Origin of the sequence: Prolixibacter sp. NT017 (assembly GCF_009617875.1) — a bacterium.
Taxonomy (GTDB): Bacteria; Bacteroidota; Bacteroidia; order Bacteroidales; family Prolixibacteraceae; genus Prolixibacter.
The window spans coordinates 1219264-1237892 of the sequence record NZ_BLAV01000001.1 but is presented as its reverse complement, the minus strand read 5'-3'; the positions used below and the strand labels follow the sequence as shown (position 1 = coordinate 1237892).

15 protein-coding genes are annotated in these 18629 nt (G+C 47.1%); 14 read left to right on the top strand and 1 reads right to left on the bottom strand.

Going from position 1 to position 18629, the window contains the following annotated elements; translation table 11 throughout:
- The first annotated feature begins 53 nt into the window (after positions 1-53).
- The 5 genes from GJU87_RS05055 to hemB all read left to right on the top strand — a co-directional run bounded on the left by GJU87_RS05055 (position 54) and on the right by hemB (position 4560).
- Positions 54-410, top strand: a complete 357-nt coding sequence (locus GJU87_RS05055; RefSeq protein WP_153638510.1) for a hypothetical protein — start codon at positions 54-56, stop codon at positions 408-410.
- A 127-nt stretch (positions 411-537) separates the two neighbouring features.
- Positions 538-1794, top strand: coding sequence for a glutamyl-tRNA reductase (gene hemA / locus GJU87_RS05050; protein WP_153638509.1), 1257 nt, complete (start codon positions 538-540; stop codon positions 1792-1794).
- A gap of 48 nt (positions 1795-1842) precedes the next feature.
- Complete coding sequence (gene hemC / locus GJU87_RS05045; RefSeq protein WP_153638508.1) at positions 1843-2775, top strand: hydroxymethylbilane synthase; 933 nt, start codon at positions 1843-1845, stop codon at positions 2773-2775.
- A gap of 15 nt (positions 2776-2790) precedes the next feature.
- Positions 2791-3573, top strand: coding sequence for a uroporphyrinogen-III synthase (locus tag GJU87_RS05040; RefSeq protein WP_153638507.1), 783 nt, complete (start codon positions 2791-2793; stop codon positions 3571-3573).
- An 18-nt stretch (positions 3574-3591) separates the two neighbouring features.
- The gene (hemB, locus tag GJU87_RS05035; protein WP_153638506.1) at positions 3592-4560 is read left to right on the top strand and encodes a porphobilinogen synthase; all 969 of its coding nucleotides are present in this window, start codon (positions 3592-3594) and stop codon (positions 4558-4560) included.
- 604 nt (positions 4561-5164) lie between these two features.
- Here hemB and GJU87_RS05030 read toward each other — a convergent pair.
- Positions 5165-5881 (bottom strand): DUF6261 family protein, encoded by a 717-nt coding sequence (locus GJU87_RS05030; RefSeq protein ID WP_153638505.1) that lies wholly within the window; start codon positions 5879-5881, stop codon positions 5165-5167.
- 773 nt (positions 5882-6654) lie between these two features.
- On the opposite strand from GJU87_RS05030, the gene GJU87_RS05025 reads away from it, so the two are divergent.
- The 9 genes from GJU87_RS05025 (at position 6655) to GJU87_RS04985 (ending at position 18571) form a co-directional block, all read left to right on the top strand.
- The gene (locus GJU87_RS05025; RefSeq protein ID WP_153638504.1) at positions 6655-7674 is read left to right on the top strand and encodes a hypothetical protein; all 1020 of its coding nucleotides are present in this window, start codon (positions 6655-6657) and stop codon (positions 7672-7674) included.
- 212 nt (positions 7675-7886) lie between these two features.
- Positions 7887-8603: a transposase gene (locus GJU87_RS05020; protein WP_153638503.1), complete on the top strand. Its 717-nt coding sequence runs from the start codon at positions 7887-7889 to the stop codon at positions 8601-8603.
- 257 nt (positions 8604-8860) lie between these two features.
- Complete coding sequence (hemL, locus tag GJU87_RS05015; RefSeq protein WP_153638502.1) at positions 8861-10162, top strand: glutamate-1-semialdehyde 2,1-aminomutase; 1302 nt, start codon at positions 8861-8863, stop codon at positions 10160-10162.
- A gap of 7 nt (positions 10163-10169) precedes the next feature.
- Positions 10170-11216 carry a uroporphyrinogen decarboxylase gene (hemE, locus tag GJU87_RS05010; RefSeq protein ID WP_153638501.1) on the top strand — a complete coding sequence of 349 codons (1047 nt, stop codon included), beginning with the start codon at positions 10170-10172 and terminating at the stop codon, positions 11214-11216.
- 11 nt (positions 11217-11227) lie between these two features.
- Complete coding sequence (hemN, locus tag GJU87_RS05005; protein ID WP_153638500.1) at positions 11228-12604, top strand: oxygen-independent coproporphyrinogen III oxidase; 1377 nt, start codon at positions 11228-11230, stop codon at positions 12602-12604.
- Between the two features lie 3 nt (positions 12605-12607).
- Positions 12608-13978, top strand: coding sequence for a protoporphyrinogen oxidase (hemG, locus tag GJU87_RS05000; RefSeq protein ID WP_153638499.1), 1371 nt, complete (start codon positions 12608-12610; stop codon positions 13976-13978).
- On the top strand, positions 13978-14883 hold the full coding sequence (hemF, locus tag GJU87_RS04995) for an oxygen-dependent coproporphyrinogen oxidase (protein WP_153638498.1): 906 nt from the start codon (positions 13978-13980) through the stop codon (positions 14881-14883). Before hemG ends, hemF begins: the two co-directional genes overlap by 1 nt.
- A gap of 42 nt (positions 14884-14925) precedes the next feature.
- A complete protein-coding gene (hemH, locus tag GJU87_RS04990; RefSeq protein WP_153638497.1) occupies positions 14926-15945 on the top strand; it encodes a ferrochelatase in 1020 nt (339 codons plus the stop codon).
- Between the two features lie 250 nt (positions 15946-16195).
- Positions 16196-18571: an ABC transporter permease gene (locus GJU87_RS04985; RefSeq protein WP_153638496.1), complete on the top strand. Its 2376-nt coding sequence runs from the start codon at positions 16196-16198 to the stop codon at positions 18569-18571.
- The last annotated feature ends 58 nt before the right edge of the window (positions 18572-18629 follow it).

The following is an 18629-nucleotide window of genomic DNA, read 5'->3' as shown; positions in this document are numbered from 1 at the left end:
TTAAACAGTTAACAGGGGTGACAATAATACATTGATAATTAAATAATCTGCCGGTGTTTTTTTTCGGAGTATTATCGAACACATTGCCTTATCTTTTCCTCGTCGTTCTCTACGTCGTAGGATTGGGATCGTGGTTGTTGGGTAAACCGAATGTCGAAGAAAACACAGTAGATTCAATCGCGGCAAACACGATTAACATTGCAGAAGAAAGTGATGTAACTTCCGGGGATACCGTTCATTTTTTCAGTGACATTGCAGGCATTCATTTCGATCAGACAGAAATGCAAGTATCTGAAGAAAAGTCCTACACCGCTGGAATTGTGCATAAAATAGTGGACGCACCTACTCAGTTTCCGAAGCATCATCTCGCTTTCCGTTTATTCTCCCGGCCTCCGCCAATCTTTGGCTAAATCATTCCCAAAGTTCTTCCTTCGAGAAGAAAGTAATTGTTTGAATTATAATTGACCGACAGGACAGTTCGCCATATTCCTGATAATCTGTATTTTTGTATGGCAGTTGTCCACAAAGCAGCAACAAATGATTGGCCTTTTAGGTATCAGCCATAAGACGGCATCCCTGGACATCCGGGGACAATATACATTCCTGACAGAGGAAATTCAGCCTTTTTACGAAGAGGTGCAACAGGCTACGGACATCACCGACATGGTGGTGCTGTCGACCTGTAACCGGACGGAGATTTATTTTTCACAGAGTAAATATCCGTCAAAGAAAGCTTTTGAGCTCATCTTAGCGCAAGTCAACCAGTTTAAAAAACCGGAAAATTCACACGCCGAATATTTCTACCGGAAAAAAGACGAAGATGTTGCCCGGCATCTGTTCGAGGTTATTGCTGGTTTTGATTCCATGGTGATTGGTGAAGATCAGATTATTGGACAGGTGAAAGACGCTTACCTGCACTGCACCAAAGCCAACATGACCGACGCCGTGTTGATGCGGCTTTTCCAGAAATCATTCGAAGCAGGCAAACGCGTACGTACCGAGACTGCCATCAAAGTAGGTGCAACTTCGGTGAGTGCCGCAGCAGTCGAAGTTTGCAACAACCTGGTTGACGACCTTTCGCAAAAAAAAGTACTCCTCATCGGTGCCGGTGATACGGCCGGAATAGCACTCCAAAGCCTTGTAAAAAAAGGCGTGACCGATTTTTCAGTGAGTAACCGTACCCTTGAAAAAGCCGAACACCTGGCAAAACGCCACAACGGTAGTACCATTCCTTTTGAACATTACCCCAATCACCTGGCATCGCACGATATTGTCATGGTGGTAACTTCTTCACCTGAATATCTTATTAACCAGGAAATGGTTGCTACCGCGAAAAAAGAGCGGAACGGACACGAACAGATTTTCATCGATTTGTCGGTGCCCCGGAATGTGGAAGAAAGTGTGGGAACGTTACCCGGCGTGCAACTATTTGGTGTCGACGACCTGAAGCAGAACATTGCCGAAAATACCGAAAAGCGCTTGGTGGCAGTTGAAAGTGCCCGTCCCATCATCGACGAGGTGGTAGCCGAGTTCTGTGATTGGTATGCCAGCCGTTCGCTGCGTCCGGCCATCAAGGCTATCAAAGCCAATCTGCAGCGGGTCAACCAGGAAGAGCTGAGCGGTTACAAGAAGATTGATTCGGAAGATGTACAGCGCCAGGTAGATGAATACACCAATCATCTCACGCAGCGTTATGCCCGCATCCTGATCAAAAACCTGAAGGAGATTACCGACAATGGCCGCGACGCTGAATCGTTACGGGTGATTAACGAACTATTCAAGGTAAACGAATAAACCCATTCCGGCCCCGACCGGAATCAACCCGATGAAAGCTCTTATTTTATGAAAAATAAAACTGTCAGGATAGGAACACGCGGAAGCCAGCTTGCGTTGTATCAGGCGAATGCCGTAAAGGAAGCGCTCGAATCAACTTATCCGGACCTGCCCGTCGAAATCAAAATCATTCACACCAAAGGAGACAAAATACTGGATGTCGCCCTTTCGAAAATCGGTGACAAGGGATTGTTTACCAAGGAAATCGAAATGGCCATGGTGGCCGGCGAAGTCGACTTAGCGGTTCACAGTTTGAAAGACCTCCCTACTACCCTTCCGGAAGGATTGAAACTGGCTGCCGTACTCGAACGCGCCGAATACCGTGACGCACTGGTCAGCCGCGAAGGGAAAAAGCTGGATGAACTGACGACCGAAGATATTCTGGCCACATCAAGTCTGCGCCGCCGGGCTTCGCTCCTGCGACATAACCCGAATTTTCAAATCAACGATATTCGCGGCAACGTCAACACCCGTCTTCGCAAGATGGAAGAAGGCTACTGCGATGTGATGATCATGGCCGCTGCCGGTTTGCAGCGTATAGGCCTCGACGATTATATCACCGAAATCCTGGAGCCCGACCAGCTGATGCCGCCGCCATCGCAGGGTATCATCGCCATCGAAACCAAAGAAGACGATACCTGGATTAACGAACTGATGGCCGGCATCAACCACGAAGAAACCTGGTTGGCCGGAACCGCCGAACGTGCTTTTCTGCGCACGCTCGAAGGCGGTTGCCAGGTGCCCATCGGCTGCTATACCCGCCGGGAAAACGGGCAAATGACCATTACCGGCTTCGTATCATCAGTAGACGGGACAGAATACCTGGAGGATTCCCTCACGGGAAATGAAAAAGACGGTGAGCACCTCGGTATCCAACTGGCTACAACGCTGCTGGAAAGAGGCGGAAAAACCATTTTGCAGAATATTCGTCCGGTAGAATAGCAGAAAGAAGGAAACATGAGTCATAGCCAATTGCAACATAAGGTATTTATCTCCACCCGGCCCAAAGGCAAGTCGGAGGACCTGAAGCGATGGTTCGCCGCAGAAGGCGCCACGTTATTGGAACTCCCGATGATCGAAATCCAACCGGTTCCGCTAAGCGGAAAGATGAACAATACGCTGGAGCACCTGGACGAATTCGATTGGTTGGTATTCACCAGTCCCAACGGCATTCGCTGCTTTTTTGAACAGCTAAAAACCGTTCAGGGCAACTATTCCCTGCCGGGAAAAATGAAGATTGCCACGGTCGGAAAGAAAACAGCGAGCAAGTTGACACCATACAGCCACTCTGCCTGTTTCATCAATCACGGACAAACCGGCGATGAATTTTCGGAAGAGTTGTATGAGCAAGTTTCGGAAGGCGAAAAAGTGTTGCTGCTGGTTGGTAACTTAGCCCGTCACCTCATCGAAGAGAAACTTGCCGGCAAAGCAAAAGTCGAACGACTGGAAGTATACCAAACCGTGATGCCGGAAGTAATGAACGAAGATATTCTGCGACGTATTGAAGCAGACGATTACGAGCTGATCATCTTCACCAGTCCGTCGGGCATCGATAACTTCAGACAACTGACAAAAAATACGGTGGCATCTTCCGCTTTGCGGCTTGCCTGCATTGGGTATACCACAGCCAAAGCGGCAGAAAAACACGGAATCGCCCCCGTTGTGGTCGCTTCCATGAGTAATTCAGAAGGATTAATGGCCGCCATTGCCGGTCATTACAACATAGCATTTAACGAATAACATAAAAAATCAATTATTATGGCATTTCCTACCACTCGTCTGCGCCGTCTGCGCAAAACACCGGTTCTGAGGAACCTGGTTCGTGAAACCGTTTTAACCCGCGACGATCTCATCATGCCGCTTTTCGTTTGTCCGGGTACCAATGTCCGCAATCCCATCAAATCGATGCCGGGCAACTACCAGTTGTCGGTCGATCAGTTGGTGGAAGAGTGTAAACGTCTATACGGTATCGGCATCCAGGCCGTTCTCCTTTTCGGGATACCCGAACACAAGGACGAAACCGGTTTGGTAGCCTGCGAGCACAACGGCATTGTACAGCAAGCTACCCGTGCCCTGAAAAAGGCCGTTCCGGATTTGTACATCATTGCTGATATTTGCAACTGCGAATACACGACGCACGGTCACTGCGGAACAGTTGTCGATGGCGACGTAGACAACGATCTTACGCTGGTTACACTGGCCAAACAATGTGTTTCGCTGGCCAACGAAGGCGTCGATATGGTCGCACCAAGCGATATGATGGACGGCCGCGTAGGCGCCATCCGCCAGGAGCTCGATAAAAACGGTTTCCATAACCTGCCCATCATGGCTTACTCGGCCAAGTATGCGTCGGCATTTTACGGACCGTTCCGCGATGCCGCCGAAAGTGCGCCGCAGTTTGGCGACCGCCAGACCTACCAGATGGACCCGGCCAATGCCAACGAAGCATTGCGCGAAGTAGCGCTGGATATTGAAGAAGGTGCCGACATTGTGATGGTGAAACCGGCCTTGAGCTACCTCGATGTGATTCAGCGGGTGAAAACCAATTTCAACATGCCCATTGCAGCCTACAACGTGAGTGGCGAATTTTCGATGGTGAAAGCCGCCGCCGCCAACGGCTGGATTGATGAAAAACGAATTGTACGCGAGATACTGACTTCCATCAAACGCGCCGGTTCCGATATCATCATCACCTACCACTCGCAGGATATTGTAAAAGATTTGTAAGACAAGTCAAAGATTAGATAGTCTGGCTCCCGGGTTGTAAAAGCCCGGGAGTTTTTTGTTTTTAGCCATTGAGTTTTCAATTGCCCCGGGCTTTAGCCCGAGGAACAAGGGCCCCCCATAAACACCGGAAAGTTGTTCTGGGCACCGGCCCAATATCCCGAGAGGGATTAAACCATTCATCACCGCCGGTGAAACCGGTGGAACACCAATCTCCTTAATCTCCAACGCCGAAGGTGTTGAATTATTCAAGCCAACAATATCGTTGTTCAACCCGCTTCGGGGTTGTTGCAAAAAACGAGGCTTCTCAACCCCCAATTCCATTGGGGGTGATGAATATATATCCGGCGCTGCCGGAATAAAACACTTGGAAATAATTGGGCTAAAGCCCTTTTAGTATTGAGGGTCCCTCTGCCCCATGGCTGAAGCCATGGGCAATTGAATCTACCCAATTATCCGGCTTGACTCTTCTCCAACGTTTAAAACATTGGAAAAAGATTGCCTACAAAAAAAACCGCCCAACCATTTACGGTCAGGCGGATTCAATCTGTTGAGCAATATATCGAATCGAACGTATCTATATGTATTTAGTAACCAGCTACCGGCATCAAGCAGCAGCCGAATCATCATCGGCCAGGCGCTTTTTCACCACCGCATTATTATCGGCAATAATTTGCGTCAATGTGCCGGCTAAACCACCATATTTGGCTTCGTCATTCCCCGAAACAACCCGGAGATACGGCACCAGCTTTTTGTTAATGACGAGGACAAGCTGTTTTTTCAGTGTAGTAGCGTTAGCCGTTTTGCTATCCAGGTCCTTTTCGGATTCATAGGCTGTACGGACATTCTCGAAATCATCCTGGGCAACTTTCAGCGAAGCAATCAGTTCGGCACATCCCGAAACTGCAGCAACAGACGTTTCCAGGCTGGCATCGGACAGTTCTTCCAGCAACGAACCGATCAGCGACGACTCGGTTACATAATTCTCCTTGATAATTGACAAACTATACCTGTCGAGTATAGCAAACAGCTTCTCAGCGGCTGTCCGGACCAATGGGTCGGGATGACCGAGCGCTCCCTGTACCAAATTATACAGCAAGCGGAATTGATTATCGCGGACTTCATCTTTTTCATCGAGTTCCGATTCGGCTTTCGAGCGATTAATCGCTGTGAGAAGTTTCTTTTCACCCGCATCCACGAGGTTAAAAATGGTGGTCAGGTGGGCATCATCGGCTATACCTGCGCTATTCCAGGCATTGATCATGCGTTTAGCAGTGCCGTCTACTTCGGCATTTCTACTTTTGTTGTTAATTTTTGGAATCATAAATCTGATTTAAAAGTTAAATTTCATTTTTTGGTTTGTCAATCCGTCTGGTAAAACACCCTGTAATTGATTTATTACTTAACAGATACACTAATTTATGGTAAATATCCGAAAAATCATAGCTATTAGCCATTCTATTGTTTATCTGTAGTCGATTCAACTATATTCGCCCCTTTCAGTCCATTGCTTTTATTCGCTTCGCCATAAACAGGCTATACACAAACGTGCGTGCCACGTCCAATCCATTAGAGAAGCCTTGCACAAATGTGCGTGTGTCGTCTAATTCATTAGGAAAGCCATCAACAAATGTGCGTGCCTCGTCCAACTCTCAGGGAAGACGTACACAAACGTGCGTGCCTCGTCCAATCCATTAGAGAAGCCTTGCACAAATGTGCGTGTGTCGTCTAATTCATTAGGAAAGCCTTTCACAAACGTGTGTGCCTCCTCCAACTCTCAGCGAAGACATACACGAATGTGCGTGCCCCGTCTAATCCACAGGGAAGCCCTGCACAAATGTGCGTGGCTGAATCCACCAACATTTCACCCAGGTCTCACTTTCGTTTTATGATAAAAAACGTTACTTTCAATGGCGAAAAACCGATGGATGATAAGCAGAAAACCAAACGATGAAATCCAATTCACCAATGACTACTTTTGAAAGGACATAATAAGTACACGATACATCCCGGTATGGAGGATTAAGGACAATGTCAGACACACCTATTATGAACAATGAATTGTCTACAAGCTAGATATTAATATAAAAAGTTAAAATGAAAGAAATTTATGAAAACTATATCAAAGCACTGCAAGAAGAAGAAAAGCAGCAACTTGACGAAAACCAGGATTTAATATACTCCTTCATTGATTATTGTAAAGATTTTGGAGTTAAACTTTCATTAGGCAATTTTCATTACGACCGAACAATTGGGATAATAGCCGAATATCCAGAAATAGTAAAAAGTCTTCACCCTAACCTTAATGTAGATAAAGAAAATCTAGTTAATTACACTCAATTAGAAAACGAATTCAATCAAAAATCATTCAACTCTGGTTATTTCTACTCAAATAAAACAATTGCAATGGCAAGTCATTTCTTCAGAAGAAATTCCCGCAAGCATAATGGTTTTGCTCCACGTTTTATTGATATCTTTTGTTATACAAACTATCCTGAATGTGAAAAATTCATTTCCCTTGATTATGATCGACTAAGGGTAAACATTGACTCGACAATGTGTCTTGAGCGCGATACATGGTATGGTGCAAAATTTAATAGAAAGATAAATGAAATTCCAGATGGCATCGTGAAATTAAGGCCTCCTCTAGAATTTGACTCAATGGATATTGATATACACTTTGCGAATGCATATTCTTTAGATATTAAGTGGTATACAAGTAATAATATCAAAACTTTTCAACTAGAGGAGTTCAAGCAAGAAAACTCTCAGGTCAACATTGATGGCAAAAAATATCACCCAGTAAAATACCTACATGCGGAATATGATTTATTAAAAAAAACATTTAGACATTTCGATGGTGCTATTCATTTTTACACAGAAAGAGAATACTTAACAAGAAGGGATTCCGATTTAAACCACAATGACAAATTTGAATCACATATAAAGACGCTTTCAACTAAATTATTTAAACTTAATGGAGCAATAAGTATCGACAACTGGGTTGAACTATCAAGTCATTTTCTTACTGGTAATGCTTTAGTTTTCGAGTACTTTGAGGGCCAGCTACCATCTAGAATTTTGGAATTAATTGAGTTAATAAGAAATAAGAATTAGCATTCCTATAACACTTTGACAAATGCCATTGCTGGCATCTGCCAAGACTTAAGACTCATGCACCCCACTACGACTTTTCCAATTCCTGCTCAAATGAGTGATTTCGCCAATATCAAATACCTATCAGCCAACAGAAACCATTGCAGATGCCCCCAATCATTCCTAACTTGTTCTGTGAAAAGCAATCTGACAACAGAACCGAATGATTGAAAATGTATGATCCCAGCCGACACCACCGAAGAAGCATCCGTTTAAGGAACTACGATTACGCCGGGAAAGGGCTATATTTTATTACGCTTTGCACGGCTCAGCGGAAGAACCTATTTGGCCGGATTATCAACGGAGAGCTGTTGCTGAATCCATTGGGAGAAATAGCCAAGGAAGAATGGGCCAAAACACCCGAAATCAGGAATAATACCTCACTGGGCGAATTCATCATCATGCCCAACCACATGCACGGCATCATCAGCATCGATTATCAAATCAGCAACCCCGGAAAGGATGAAATCGGAAAATTTCATTCCCCATCCCACACCATCGGCGCCATCATCCGGGGCTACAAAGGAGCCACCACCAAACGGATTCATCAGCTCATTCGGGAAATAAAAGAAAGCGGCGGCGATAGGACGGGCGAATCGCTATTCGAGCCAGATACGGGCGAATGGCTATTCGCCCCAAAGGAAAATCCCACTTCTCAGGAGAGCGAATTGGCCGAATTGGATACGGGCGAATTTCCAATAGATCGGGCTAAGGAAGGATTGGATACGGGCGAATTGCAATTCGCCCCAACGGCGCTCCTATCGGGAGAGGGCTCCATCTGGCAGCGCAACTATTACGAGCATATTATCAAATCAGAAAAAGCTTACCGGAATATCTCCAACTATATCATCAATAATCCCGCAAACTGGAAGAAGGATAAGCTGAAATAATCGACCGGCCCGTACGGGCGAATCGCATTCGCCCGAAAAGAGAATACCGCCCCTAAAAAGAGCGAAGCGAAATCCGAACGGGATTCGGAGGAATTGGGCGAATATCAATTCGCCCCGACGGCTTATTCTCTATCATCTACTTTCCATCCTTCCCATTAAATTCCCCAGTCGACTGAAACAACAAAAATATTACAACCCCGAGCCGGCATATTTGTTATTTTTGTGGATTAAACGAGCGGAAATAAAATATCATATACATGGAATTTACCAAAAGCATACAGGCCTTTCAGGAAGCGCTGGAGTACATCCCCGGCGGAGTGAACTCACCGGTGCGTTCGTTCAGGAGCGTGGAAAGCGATCCGGTCTTCATCGAAAGTGCCCAAGGCTCCAAAGTCCGTGACATCGACGGCAACGAATACATCGATTATGTAGGTTCGTGGGGACCGATGATTCTCGGTCACTCCCACCCCGACGTGCTGAAGGCATTGGCCGAAACCATACAGAAGGGCACCAGTTTTGGCGCTCCCACCCTGCTGGAAACCGAAATGGCCAAACAAGTGCGGAAGATGATGCCGTCCATCGAGAGTGTGCGAATGGTGAACTCGGGCACCGAGGCCACCATGAGTGCCCTGCGCCTGGCCCGTGGCTATACCGGCCGCGATTTGGTCATCAAATTCGAAGGCTGCTACCACGGTCACAACGACAGTTTCCTGATTGCTGCCGGCTCCGGCGCTTTGACTTTCGGAACACCCAATACACCGGGCGTCACCACCGGAACAGCACACGACACACTCACGGCCCAATTCAACGATTTGGATTCGGTTGCCGCCCATTTTGAAAAACACGGCGACAACATTGCCGCGCTCATCATCGAGCCCGTTACCGGCAACATGGGCGTGGTGGTTCCGACGAAAGAATTCATGCAGGGCGTCCGCGACCTGTGTACAAAACACGGAGCACTCCTCATTTTCGATGAAGTAATGACCGGTTTCCGTGTAGCCAAAGGCGGCGCACAAAGCCTGCTGGGCATTGAGCCCGATTTAACGACCTTAGGGAAAATCATCGGTGGCGGATTGCCGGTCGGCGCTTATGGTGGTAAAAAAGAAATCATGGATCACCTGGCACCGCACGGCCCCGTTTACCAGGCCGGAACCCTTTCGGGAAATCCGCTGGCCATGGCCGCCGGATTGACGCAGTTGCGATTGCTGGACAACGACTCGATGATTTATGACGATCTGGAGCGGAAAGCCGGCATGCTGGAAGAAGGCCTGAAGAACAACCTCCGCAAACTGGATTTCCCGGCCGTGGTGAACCGCGTCGGGTCCATGTTTACCCTCTTCTTCACGAAAGAAGAGAAGGTGACCTCCTTTGCCGATGTGATGAAATGCGATACGAAGGTCTTCTCCGATTATTTCAAATACTCGCTGGAAAGCGGCATCTACATGGCGCCGTCGCAATTCGAAGCCGGCTTTGTTTCGGCCGCTCACAGCGACGAAGACATTCAGCGCACCATCGAGGCCAGTTACAACGCATTGCAAAAAATCAAACAGAAAGGCTAATACCCTGATGCAGACAAACCCGACCGAATCCACTTTATTACGTACCCTGAAAGGCGAACCGACCGAGCGGCCCCCGGTGTGGTTTATGCGCCAGGCCGGCCGTGTGTTGCCCTCCTACCTGGAGATTAAAAAGCAATACACGTTCTGGCAGATGATGCAAAATCCGGAAGTGGCGGCCCAGGTAACCCTCCTTCCGGTAGACGATTTAGGCGTCGATGCGGCCATCCTGTTTTCAGATATCCTGGTAGTTCCGTACGCTATGGGCATGGGCCTCGACTTCACCGACGACGGTCCTGTTTTTGAAGAGCCCCTCGCCTTCCGGGAAAACCCGGTTGCCGGCCTCTTTCCCGATCCGGCGAAACTGGATTACATCTACGCCGTGATTGACGAAATCAACCGCACCAAGCCGGCTAACATCCCGCTCATCGGCTTTTGCGGGGCACCGCTCACCGTGCTGTTGTTCATGCTGCAGGGATTGGGACGTAAAGGTGATTTCCCGGATGCGATTCGGTTTATTTACGAAAATAAGGAAACCACAAAGCAGCTGATTGACGCCCTCACGGAGATGTCCATCGAGTACATCAAGGGACAAATCGCCCATGGCATTGATGTGTTTCAACTGTTCGATACCCACGCGGGCCTGCTACCATTCGATGTTTACGAAGAACTCTTTTTGCCGCCCGTGCGGAAAATCGCGCAGGTAGTCCGCGAAGCCGGACTGCCGTTCATCTTCTTCCCGAAAGGAATAGGTACCGGGTTGGCCGGTATTTCACCCGAAGAGGCAGATTTCCTCAGCATCGACTGGCAAACACCGCTGACTACCGCCCGAAAACTGGTCCATTCCGAAATCGGGCTGCAGGGGAATATCGACCCGCGGCTGCTGTTTGCACCGCAGGAAGAGATCGAAAAAGAACTGAAAAAATACCTCCGCTTTGGCGCGGAAAATCAAAACTGGATTTTCAACCTGGGACACGGCTTTATGCCCGGCATCCCGTTTGAAAACGCCCGCTTTCTGGCCGACTGGGCAAAGAATGCCGACTGGAAACGGTCATAAATGCATCAAGAATGAATAACGAATTATTAGAAAAATACAACCGTCCGGTACCGCGTTACACTAGCTATCCACCGGCCAATTTCTTTACCGAAAGCTTTACCGAAACCGATTATCGGAAAGCACTGGCTGAGTCGAATGGCTGGGAACCGCAAAACATCTCGTTCTATTTCCACATTCCGTTTTGCCGGAAAATGTGTTTTTTCTGCGGCTGCAACTCCTTCCCCATGAAAAAGGATGAAACCGTGAAGCGATACATGGAGGCAATGAAGAAGGAGGTGGAAATGGTGAAAGAATACATCGGCCCCGGACGGAAAGTTTCCCAAATTCACTACGGCGGTGGTACACCCAACGCTATTCCGGTTCATTACCTGGAAGAGTTGAACCAGCTGTTGTTCGATAATTTTTCGTTCATCGAACAACCGGAGATTGCCATCGAATGCAACCCGGCCCATCTCGACGAAGAGTCGGTAAAACGATTAAAAGGAGCCGGATTCAGGCGCTTCAGCATCGGTATCCAGGATTTCGATATCGACGTATTGAAAGCCGTTAACCGGGATCCGTCCCAACTTCCGGTGGACGAACTGATTCAACTGCTGAAAGAGGGCGACGAACCGGTAGATGTGAACCTCGATTTCATTTACGGCTTGCCCAACCAAACCGTCGACAGCTTTATTTCGGCCATCGAAAAGGCCATCACGATGAAGCCCGACCGGTTGGTCACTTTCTCGTACGCCCATGTTCCGTGGGTGAAGAAGAGCCAAAAACGCCTCGAAATGATTGGTCTTCCAGGCAACGAGGATAAGATTGCCATGTTCGACCGGGCCAGCGAACGGTTGATTGAAAGCGGTTACCACGCCATCGGGCTTGACCATTTCGCGTTAGCCAACGACGAACTGACCATTGCCCACAAAGAGCGCCGGTTGCACCGGAATTTCCAAGGCTACTGTACCCGCCGGACCACCGGACAGGTTTACGCTTTCGGCGTATCGGGAATCAGTCAGCTGGAACAGGTATATGCACAAAACAGTAAATCCATCAACGATTATATGCAACAGGTGGAAGACGGTCACTTGCCGATTGCCAAAGGTTACCGACTCAACGACACCGAGCGCATTGTTCGCGAAGTGGTGACCGAAGTGATGTGCAACCGGCAGGTTCGCTGGGACGACATGGCTGAGCGCTGCCGCGTTTCGGAAGATTCCGTCCGGTCGGCTGTGGCCTACGAAGAAACAAAACTTGATGAGCTGCAAACCGATGGTCTGATTCAATTCGATAACGAAAAAATACACGTCACCGAGGAAGGAAACCTCTTCATCCGCAACGTGGCCGCCACGTTCGACCCGTTGATGGGCGGCGAAAATGAATCCAAGTTCTCCAAACCAGTCTGACAAATGAGCAATACACAAAATACCGATGTCATCATTATCGGCGCAGGCCTCACCGGTCTGACCACCGCCCATTACCTGAAAAAGCAGGGTAAAAATGTTCGTGTCATCGAAAAGAATACCCACACCGGGGGGGTGATTCAAACCGTACAGGAGGATGGCTTTACGTTCGAAACCGGGCCGAATACCGGAGTGCTGGGCAATCCGGATGTAGCCGAACTCTTCGAAGAACTGCAGAAAGACGTGACACTCGAAACAGCCGATCCAGCTGCCAAACGACGCCTCATATGGAAAGGAAAAGACTGGCATGCGTTACCTTCCGGCCCTATTTCGGCCATTAGCACGCCCCTCTTTACCTGGTACGATAAGTTCCGGATTCTCGGCGAACCGTTTCGGAAGAAAGGTACCAAACCGAATGAATCGGTGGCCGATCTGGTCCGTCGCCGGATGGGAAAAAGCTTCCTCGATTATGCGGTCAATCCGTTTATCTCGGGTGTATATGCCGGTGCCCCGGAATACCTCGTCACCGAGTTTGCCTTGCCCAAACTGTTCAACCTGGAACAGAACTATGGCAGCTTTGTGGGCGGCGCCATGAAAAAACGGAAAGAGCCCAAAGAGCCGCGGGATGAAAAAGCGACCCGCGAGGTTTTCTCGGCCAAAGGAGGTCTCGCGTCATTGATTAAGGCGCTGGAAAAGTCAGTAGGACTGGAAAGCATTACGCTGGGTGCCGAAAACACACAGGTTCAGCCGGACCGGGACGGATTCACCGTCACGACCACCGCAGATGGAGAAACACAAACCATCCGGGCACCCAAGGTTATTTCAACCGTTGGCGGACATGCATTTGCCGGTCTTTATCCATTTCTAGCAGATGAGGAACTGGCTCCCTTCCTGGAACTAGAATACGCGACTGTTTCGCAGGTCATCCTGGGATTTAAGAACTGGAAAGGAATGCCGCTCAATGCCTTTGGCGGCCTAATTCCCGCGAAGGAAAACAAGAATATGCTGGGTGTACTATTTACCTCGTCGTTCTTTCAAAACCGTGCACCGGAAGGTGGCGCTGTCTTATCGGTCTTCATGGGCGGTATCCGCCATCCGGAGATGATTGATTACAGTGACGAGCGAATTCAGCAGGTGCTGGAAAAGGAACTGGTCCCGATGATGAAACTGACGGAACTGAAACCGGACCTTCAGCACATTTACCGCTACCGGCACGCCATTCCGCAATATGGTGCCAGTTCGAAAGAACGCTTTGAGATGATCGATCGCCTGGAAGGAAAATATCCCGGGTTGATTCTGGCTGGAAACATCCGGAACGGTATTGGGATGGCCGATCGCATCAAACAGGCACGAATGATAACCGAAAAAGAAATTTGATGAAAGAGACAGCCCGGATAGCGGAGCTTTACAGCGAATTGCAGGAGAAAATGTGCGCCCGCCTCGAACAGGCCGACGGCAAAGCCACGTTCAGTCGCGATATATGGAAAAAAAACATTGGCGGTGGCATGACGCGGGTAATTGCCGGCGGAGATAAGATTGCCAAGGGAGCCATTAACTTCTCGCACGTGGAAGGCATCTACAGTGCCCAAATGGAAAAACTGCTTGGCGAAAAAGCTTCGGCATATGCGGCTACCGGGATCTCCTCCATTCTGCATCCGGTAAACCCAAACGCTCCGATTATTCACATGAACGTTCGCCATTTCAGTCTCGACAACGGCATACAATGGTTCGGCGGCGGCATCGACCTCACACCGCATTACATCGACAAAGCCGGAGCACAGCAATTTCACCGGAAACTGAAGGAAATCTGCGACCAGTATTCACCTTCGTTCTATCCCGATTATAAAAAATGGGCTGACGACTACTTTTTCATTCCTCACCGTGATGAAACACGGGGCGTGGGTGGTATTTTCTTCGACCGGTTAAAACCCACCGAAGAGGTACCTTTTGAAAAGTTGCTGCAATTCACCATCGATTTGGCGAGTGCGTACCCGGAAATGTACGCCAGACAACTGGACAAATATGCCGATAAGCCATTCACCGAACGAGAAGAAAAATGGCAGCGAATGCGGCGTGGCCGATATGTGGAGTTCAACCTGGTATATGACCGGGGAACCAAGTTCGGGCTGGCCTCGGGTGGAAATACCGAAAGTATTTTGGTGAGCATGCCACCGGAAGCCGTTTGGGAATACAACTACACACCGGAATCCGGTTCACGCGAAGCAGAAACCCTTTCGTTACTGAAAAAAGATATCGACTGGGTGAACTGTTTAACAGATTAACTTGTTTCCTAAACAAAAATTTAACTACCTAAAATTGCTTTCATGGCCGTAAAGAAAACAGCTGTTCTCCTGATGAATGTCGGAACACCCGACGAGCCGAAGGTTGGCAGTGTTCGTCGCTACCTGTTTCAGTTCCTCAACGACCGAAGGGTGATTGACATTCCCTGGCTACTGCAAAAGATTCTGGTGAACCTGATCATCGTTCCGTTCCGGGCCCCAAAATCGATGAAATTGTACCAGCAACTTTGGACTGAAGAAGGCTCGCCACTGGTTGTTTTTGCCAACAGCGTTCAGGAAAAACTGGAAGCACGCCTGCCGGGAGGTGATAAGGTATTCGTGGCCATGCGATACGGTAATCCGTCACTAAAAGCCGCTTTGAAGCAAATTAAGGAAGGCGGATTCGAGCGCATCATCCTGCTGCCCCTTTTCCCGCAATACGCTTCCTCCTCCACCGGAACTGCCATCGAAGCGTTCTGGGCGGCTGTACGGAAATGGAATGTCATTCCCGATGTACAGGTCATTAGTCAGTTTTACGACCGTCCAGATTTCATTCAAGCTTTCGCCGAACGCATCCGTGAACAAAAGCCGGAGGAGTACGACCACATCATCTTTTCCTATCACGGTCTCCCCTTGCGTCATCTCGACAAATCACACCCCGGCATCAGCAACACTACCTGTACCTGTCATGAAGCGATGCCGGCACACGGGACCTTCTGCTACAAAGCCGCCTGTTATGCTACTTCTCGCAAACTGGCAGACGAACTCGGACTCAAACCCGGTGATTATACGGTCTCCTTTCAATCGCGCCTATCGGACAAATGGATCAAACCGTTTACCGATAAATTATTAGAAGAACAAGCCAAACAAGGCGTGAAAAAGCTATTGGTGGCAGCTCCGTCGTTTGTCGCCGACTGTCTGGAAACCCGCGTGGAAATCGGCATCGATTACAAACGCTTCTTCACCGGCAACGGTGGCGAAACACTCACGATGGTGGAAAGCCTCAACGACCAACCGCTATGGATTGATGCACTGGAAGCCATGGTGAAAGAAAAGATGAACTAAAACCCAAGCTTATATTGACAAGATAATTGACACGGTTGTCAAAGTTTTTGATAAAATCCGTGTAATACACAACATACTATCACTTGATATACATGCCCTTATCGATAAGGGCATTTTTTTTGATTAACTTTTCCAAAGAATTAAGCTGGAAAGCTTCAGCACGAAATCCTGTTGAAGCACTGAGGTACGAATAAATCAAATCAGTAGCGACTGCTCAATTGAATCAAACAAACGAGTAAAATAGAAAAAAATGGATGTTATCTTTTTCAAACTCGCTTTACGGAATATTTTGAAAAACAAAATGAATTCCATTATTAATATTTTGGGATTCTCTATAGGAATTGCAGCTTGTCTTTTTCTATTTCTGTTTGTAAAATATGAATTTAGTTTCGATAAGTTTTTCCCAAACCATAATCGAATTTATCGGGTAGTCAGTACAACCAAGACTAACCGGGGCGTCTCATCATCTGCATTTGTATATTATCCGGTGGCACCCGATATGAAATCAGAAATACCTGGAATTGATGCATATTGTCGTGTGACCATGGAAAATCCTGCGAAGGTATATTCTGGTAACGCCCTTTATTCAATAAATAATCTTCGTTTTGCGGATGACAATTTCTTCCCTTTTTTCCATTTTAAATTGCTCACAGGAAATCCAACAACTGTACTGAACAATGCAGATAAAATTGTACTGAGTGAACATACAGCCAAACAACTATTCGGAAATTCCAACCCGATTGGTAAAACACTCAAATACAACCATAAATTACTCACGGTTACCGGAATTGCGGCCAATCCTCCTCGCAACACCCACCTCACTTTTGATGCTATTATCTCATTAAAATACATCGGACAAAGCGATGATTACAAAGGATGGGATGGCGGATGGACAATGCTTTCGTACCTGGAACTCTCAAAGGGCACTTCCCCTCAACAAATAGAGAAGGCATTTCCGGATTTTCTTCAGAAAAAGATTAATGACAAATGGAATCGTTCGGGGTGGTCCTATTCTGCATCATTGCAAAATATTGAAAATGTACACTTATCAGATGGCTCCATTCAATACGATTGCTCTTCAAATCGCAGCAAAAGCAGCATCTATATTATTGGCAGTATCACCCTGCTGATTTTATTACTGGCCATAGTCAATTATATTATTCTATATACCGCCCAGAGACTTGCAAAAAAGAAAGATTTGGGTCTTCTTAAAATCTTTGGTGCAGAAAAATACGCACTGATATTTCAGACTTTCATTGAAGTCCTGATATTAACAGCGACCGCTTCGTTAGTGGGAATTATCCTCCTTCAGGTGTTTTTACCTTTCCTGAATACCTACCTACAAACGACTGTCTCTATGCAGGAATCAGTCTTATCTATAGTAGTCTTTCTACTAATTATCATTTCTCTTTTATCACTTGTTGTCTCCTTTTTTTCATCAAGAAAAGTGATAAAAACAAAATCAATTGAAGCATTAAAGAATACAACAATGACGGACGTATCCGGAAAAATGAGAAACAGACTACTGGTTTCTTTTCAATTTGCCGTCGTCATTCTTTTGCTTGTTTCCGTTTTTGTCGTAGCCAGACAAAACAGTTTTTTATTGAATCATGAATTAGGTTTTGACAAGAATAATGTTCTTTCTGTCTACTCTGACGACGAATTCATCAACAATGAACTGAATGGGTTCAAACAGGATTTACTCCAATTAGCTTCTGTTCACGCCGTAAGCCTAAGTAGTCAGCCTGTAGGTAACGGATTGACCGCAAATGGATACAAATTGGAAGGAGAACAACAGCGAACTATCATAAATGCACTCTACACCGATGCAGACTTTTTTAAATGCTTCGACGTCCATATTATTAGAGGCAGAAACTTCAGGGAAAATAAAAGCCTCGACAAAAATGCCGTATTGGTTAATCAACAGCTGGTAAAAAGGGCCGGATGGAAAAACCCAATTGGTAAAGAAATTGACCGTGATGGAAAACTAAACGTGATTGGCGTCGTAAATAACTTCAATTTCAAACCATTGACCAGCAGTATCCAGCCATTAATCATCATGTCAAATCCATCGTGGGATGGATGGGGCTACCAGGTAGTTAACGTTCGTTTTCAAACAGCCGATATACAAAGTTTGCTCCATCAAATAAAGAAACTCTGGACGAACAGGTTTCCGGAAACTCCTTTTCAGATTTCATTTCTCGATGATGCGTTGGCATCCAACTATCAATCTTATCAGGCCCAGCAAAAGACTATTGGTTTTTTCAGTTTACTGGCTATGTTCATTGCCCTAATCGGCCTGTTTGGTCTGACCGTATTTACAACGCGCCAGCGTACCAAGGAGATCGGTATCCGTAAAGTTAACGGGGCGAAAGTTTCAGAGGTAATGACCTTGCTCAATATGGATTTTATCAAGTGGGTCGCTATTGCTTTCCTAATTGCCACGCCGGTTGCCTGGTTTGTCATGCATAAATGGTTGGAAAACTTCGCGTACAAAACCAGTTTGAGCTGGTGGATCTTTGCCCTGGCTGGCATACTGGCATTAGGAATTGCCCTATTTACCGTTAGCTGGCAAAGCTGGAAAGCAGCAAGGAGGAATCCGGTGGAAGCGCTGAGATATGAGTAACGAAATCCCGAATGAAGCGTCGCGGTAGAAGCATTGCGATATGAATAACTAAACAAAC

What these genes read in the sequence shown, in the direction of transcription:
- hemA (WP_153638509.1), top strand. Translation starts at nt 538, where the DNA reads ATGATTGGCCTTTTAGGTATCAGCCATAAGACGGCATCCCTGGACATC.
- hemC (WP_153638508.1), top strand. Translation starts at nt 1,843, where the DNA reads ATGAAAAATAAAACTGTCAGGATAGGAACACGCGGAAGCCAGCTTGCG.
- GJU87_RS05040 (WP_153638507.1), top strand. Translation starts at nt 2,791, where the DNA reads ATGAGTCATAGCCAATTGCAACATAAGGTATTTATCTCCACCCGGCCC.
- hemB (WP_153638506.1), top strand. Translation starts at nt 3,592, where the DNA reads ATGGCATTTCCTACCACTCGTCTGCGCCGTCTGCGCAAAACACCGGTT.
- GJU87_RS05030 (WP_153638505.1), bottom strand. Translation starts at nt 5,881, where the DNA reads ATGATTCCAAAAATTAACAACAAAAGTAGAAATGCCGAAGTAGACGGC.
- GJU87_RS05025 (WP_153638504.1), top strand. Translation starts at nt 6,655, where the DNA reads ATGAAAGAAATTTATGAAAACTATATCAAAGCACTGCAAGAAGAAGAA.
- GJU87_RS05020 (WP_153638503.1), top strand. Translation starts at nt 7,887, where the DNA reads ATGTATGATCCCAGCCGACACCACCGAAGAAGCATCCGTTTAAGGAAC.
- hemL (WP_153638502.1), top strand. Translation starts at nt 8,861, where the DNA reads ATGGAATTTACCAAAAGCATACAGGCCTTTCAGGAAGCGCTGGAGTAC.
- hemE (WP_153638501.1), top strand. Translation starts at nt 10,170, where the DNA reads ATGCAGACAAACCCGACCGAATCCACTTTATTACGTACCCTGAAAGGC.
- hemN (WP_153638500.1), top strand. Translation starts at nt 11,228, where the DNA reads ATGAATAACGAATTATTAGAAAAATACAACCGTCCGGTACCGCGTTAC.
- hemG (WP_153638499.1), top strand. Translation starts at nt 12,608, where the DNA reads ATGAGCAATACACAAAATACCGATGTCATCATTATCGGCGCAGGCCTC.
- hemF (WP_153638498.1), top strand. Translation starts at nt 13,978, where the DNA reads ATGAAAGAGACAGCCCGGATAGCGGAGCTTTACAGCGAATTGCAGGAG.
- hemH (WP_153638497.1), top strand. Translation starts at nt 14,926, where the DNA reads ATGGCCGTAAAGAAAACAGCTGTTCTCCTGATGAATGTCGGAACACCC.
- GJU87_RS04985 (WP_153638496.1), top strand. Translation starts at nt 16,196, where the DNA reads ATGGATGTTATCTTTTTCAAACTCGCTTTACGGAATATTTTGAAAAAC.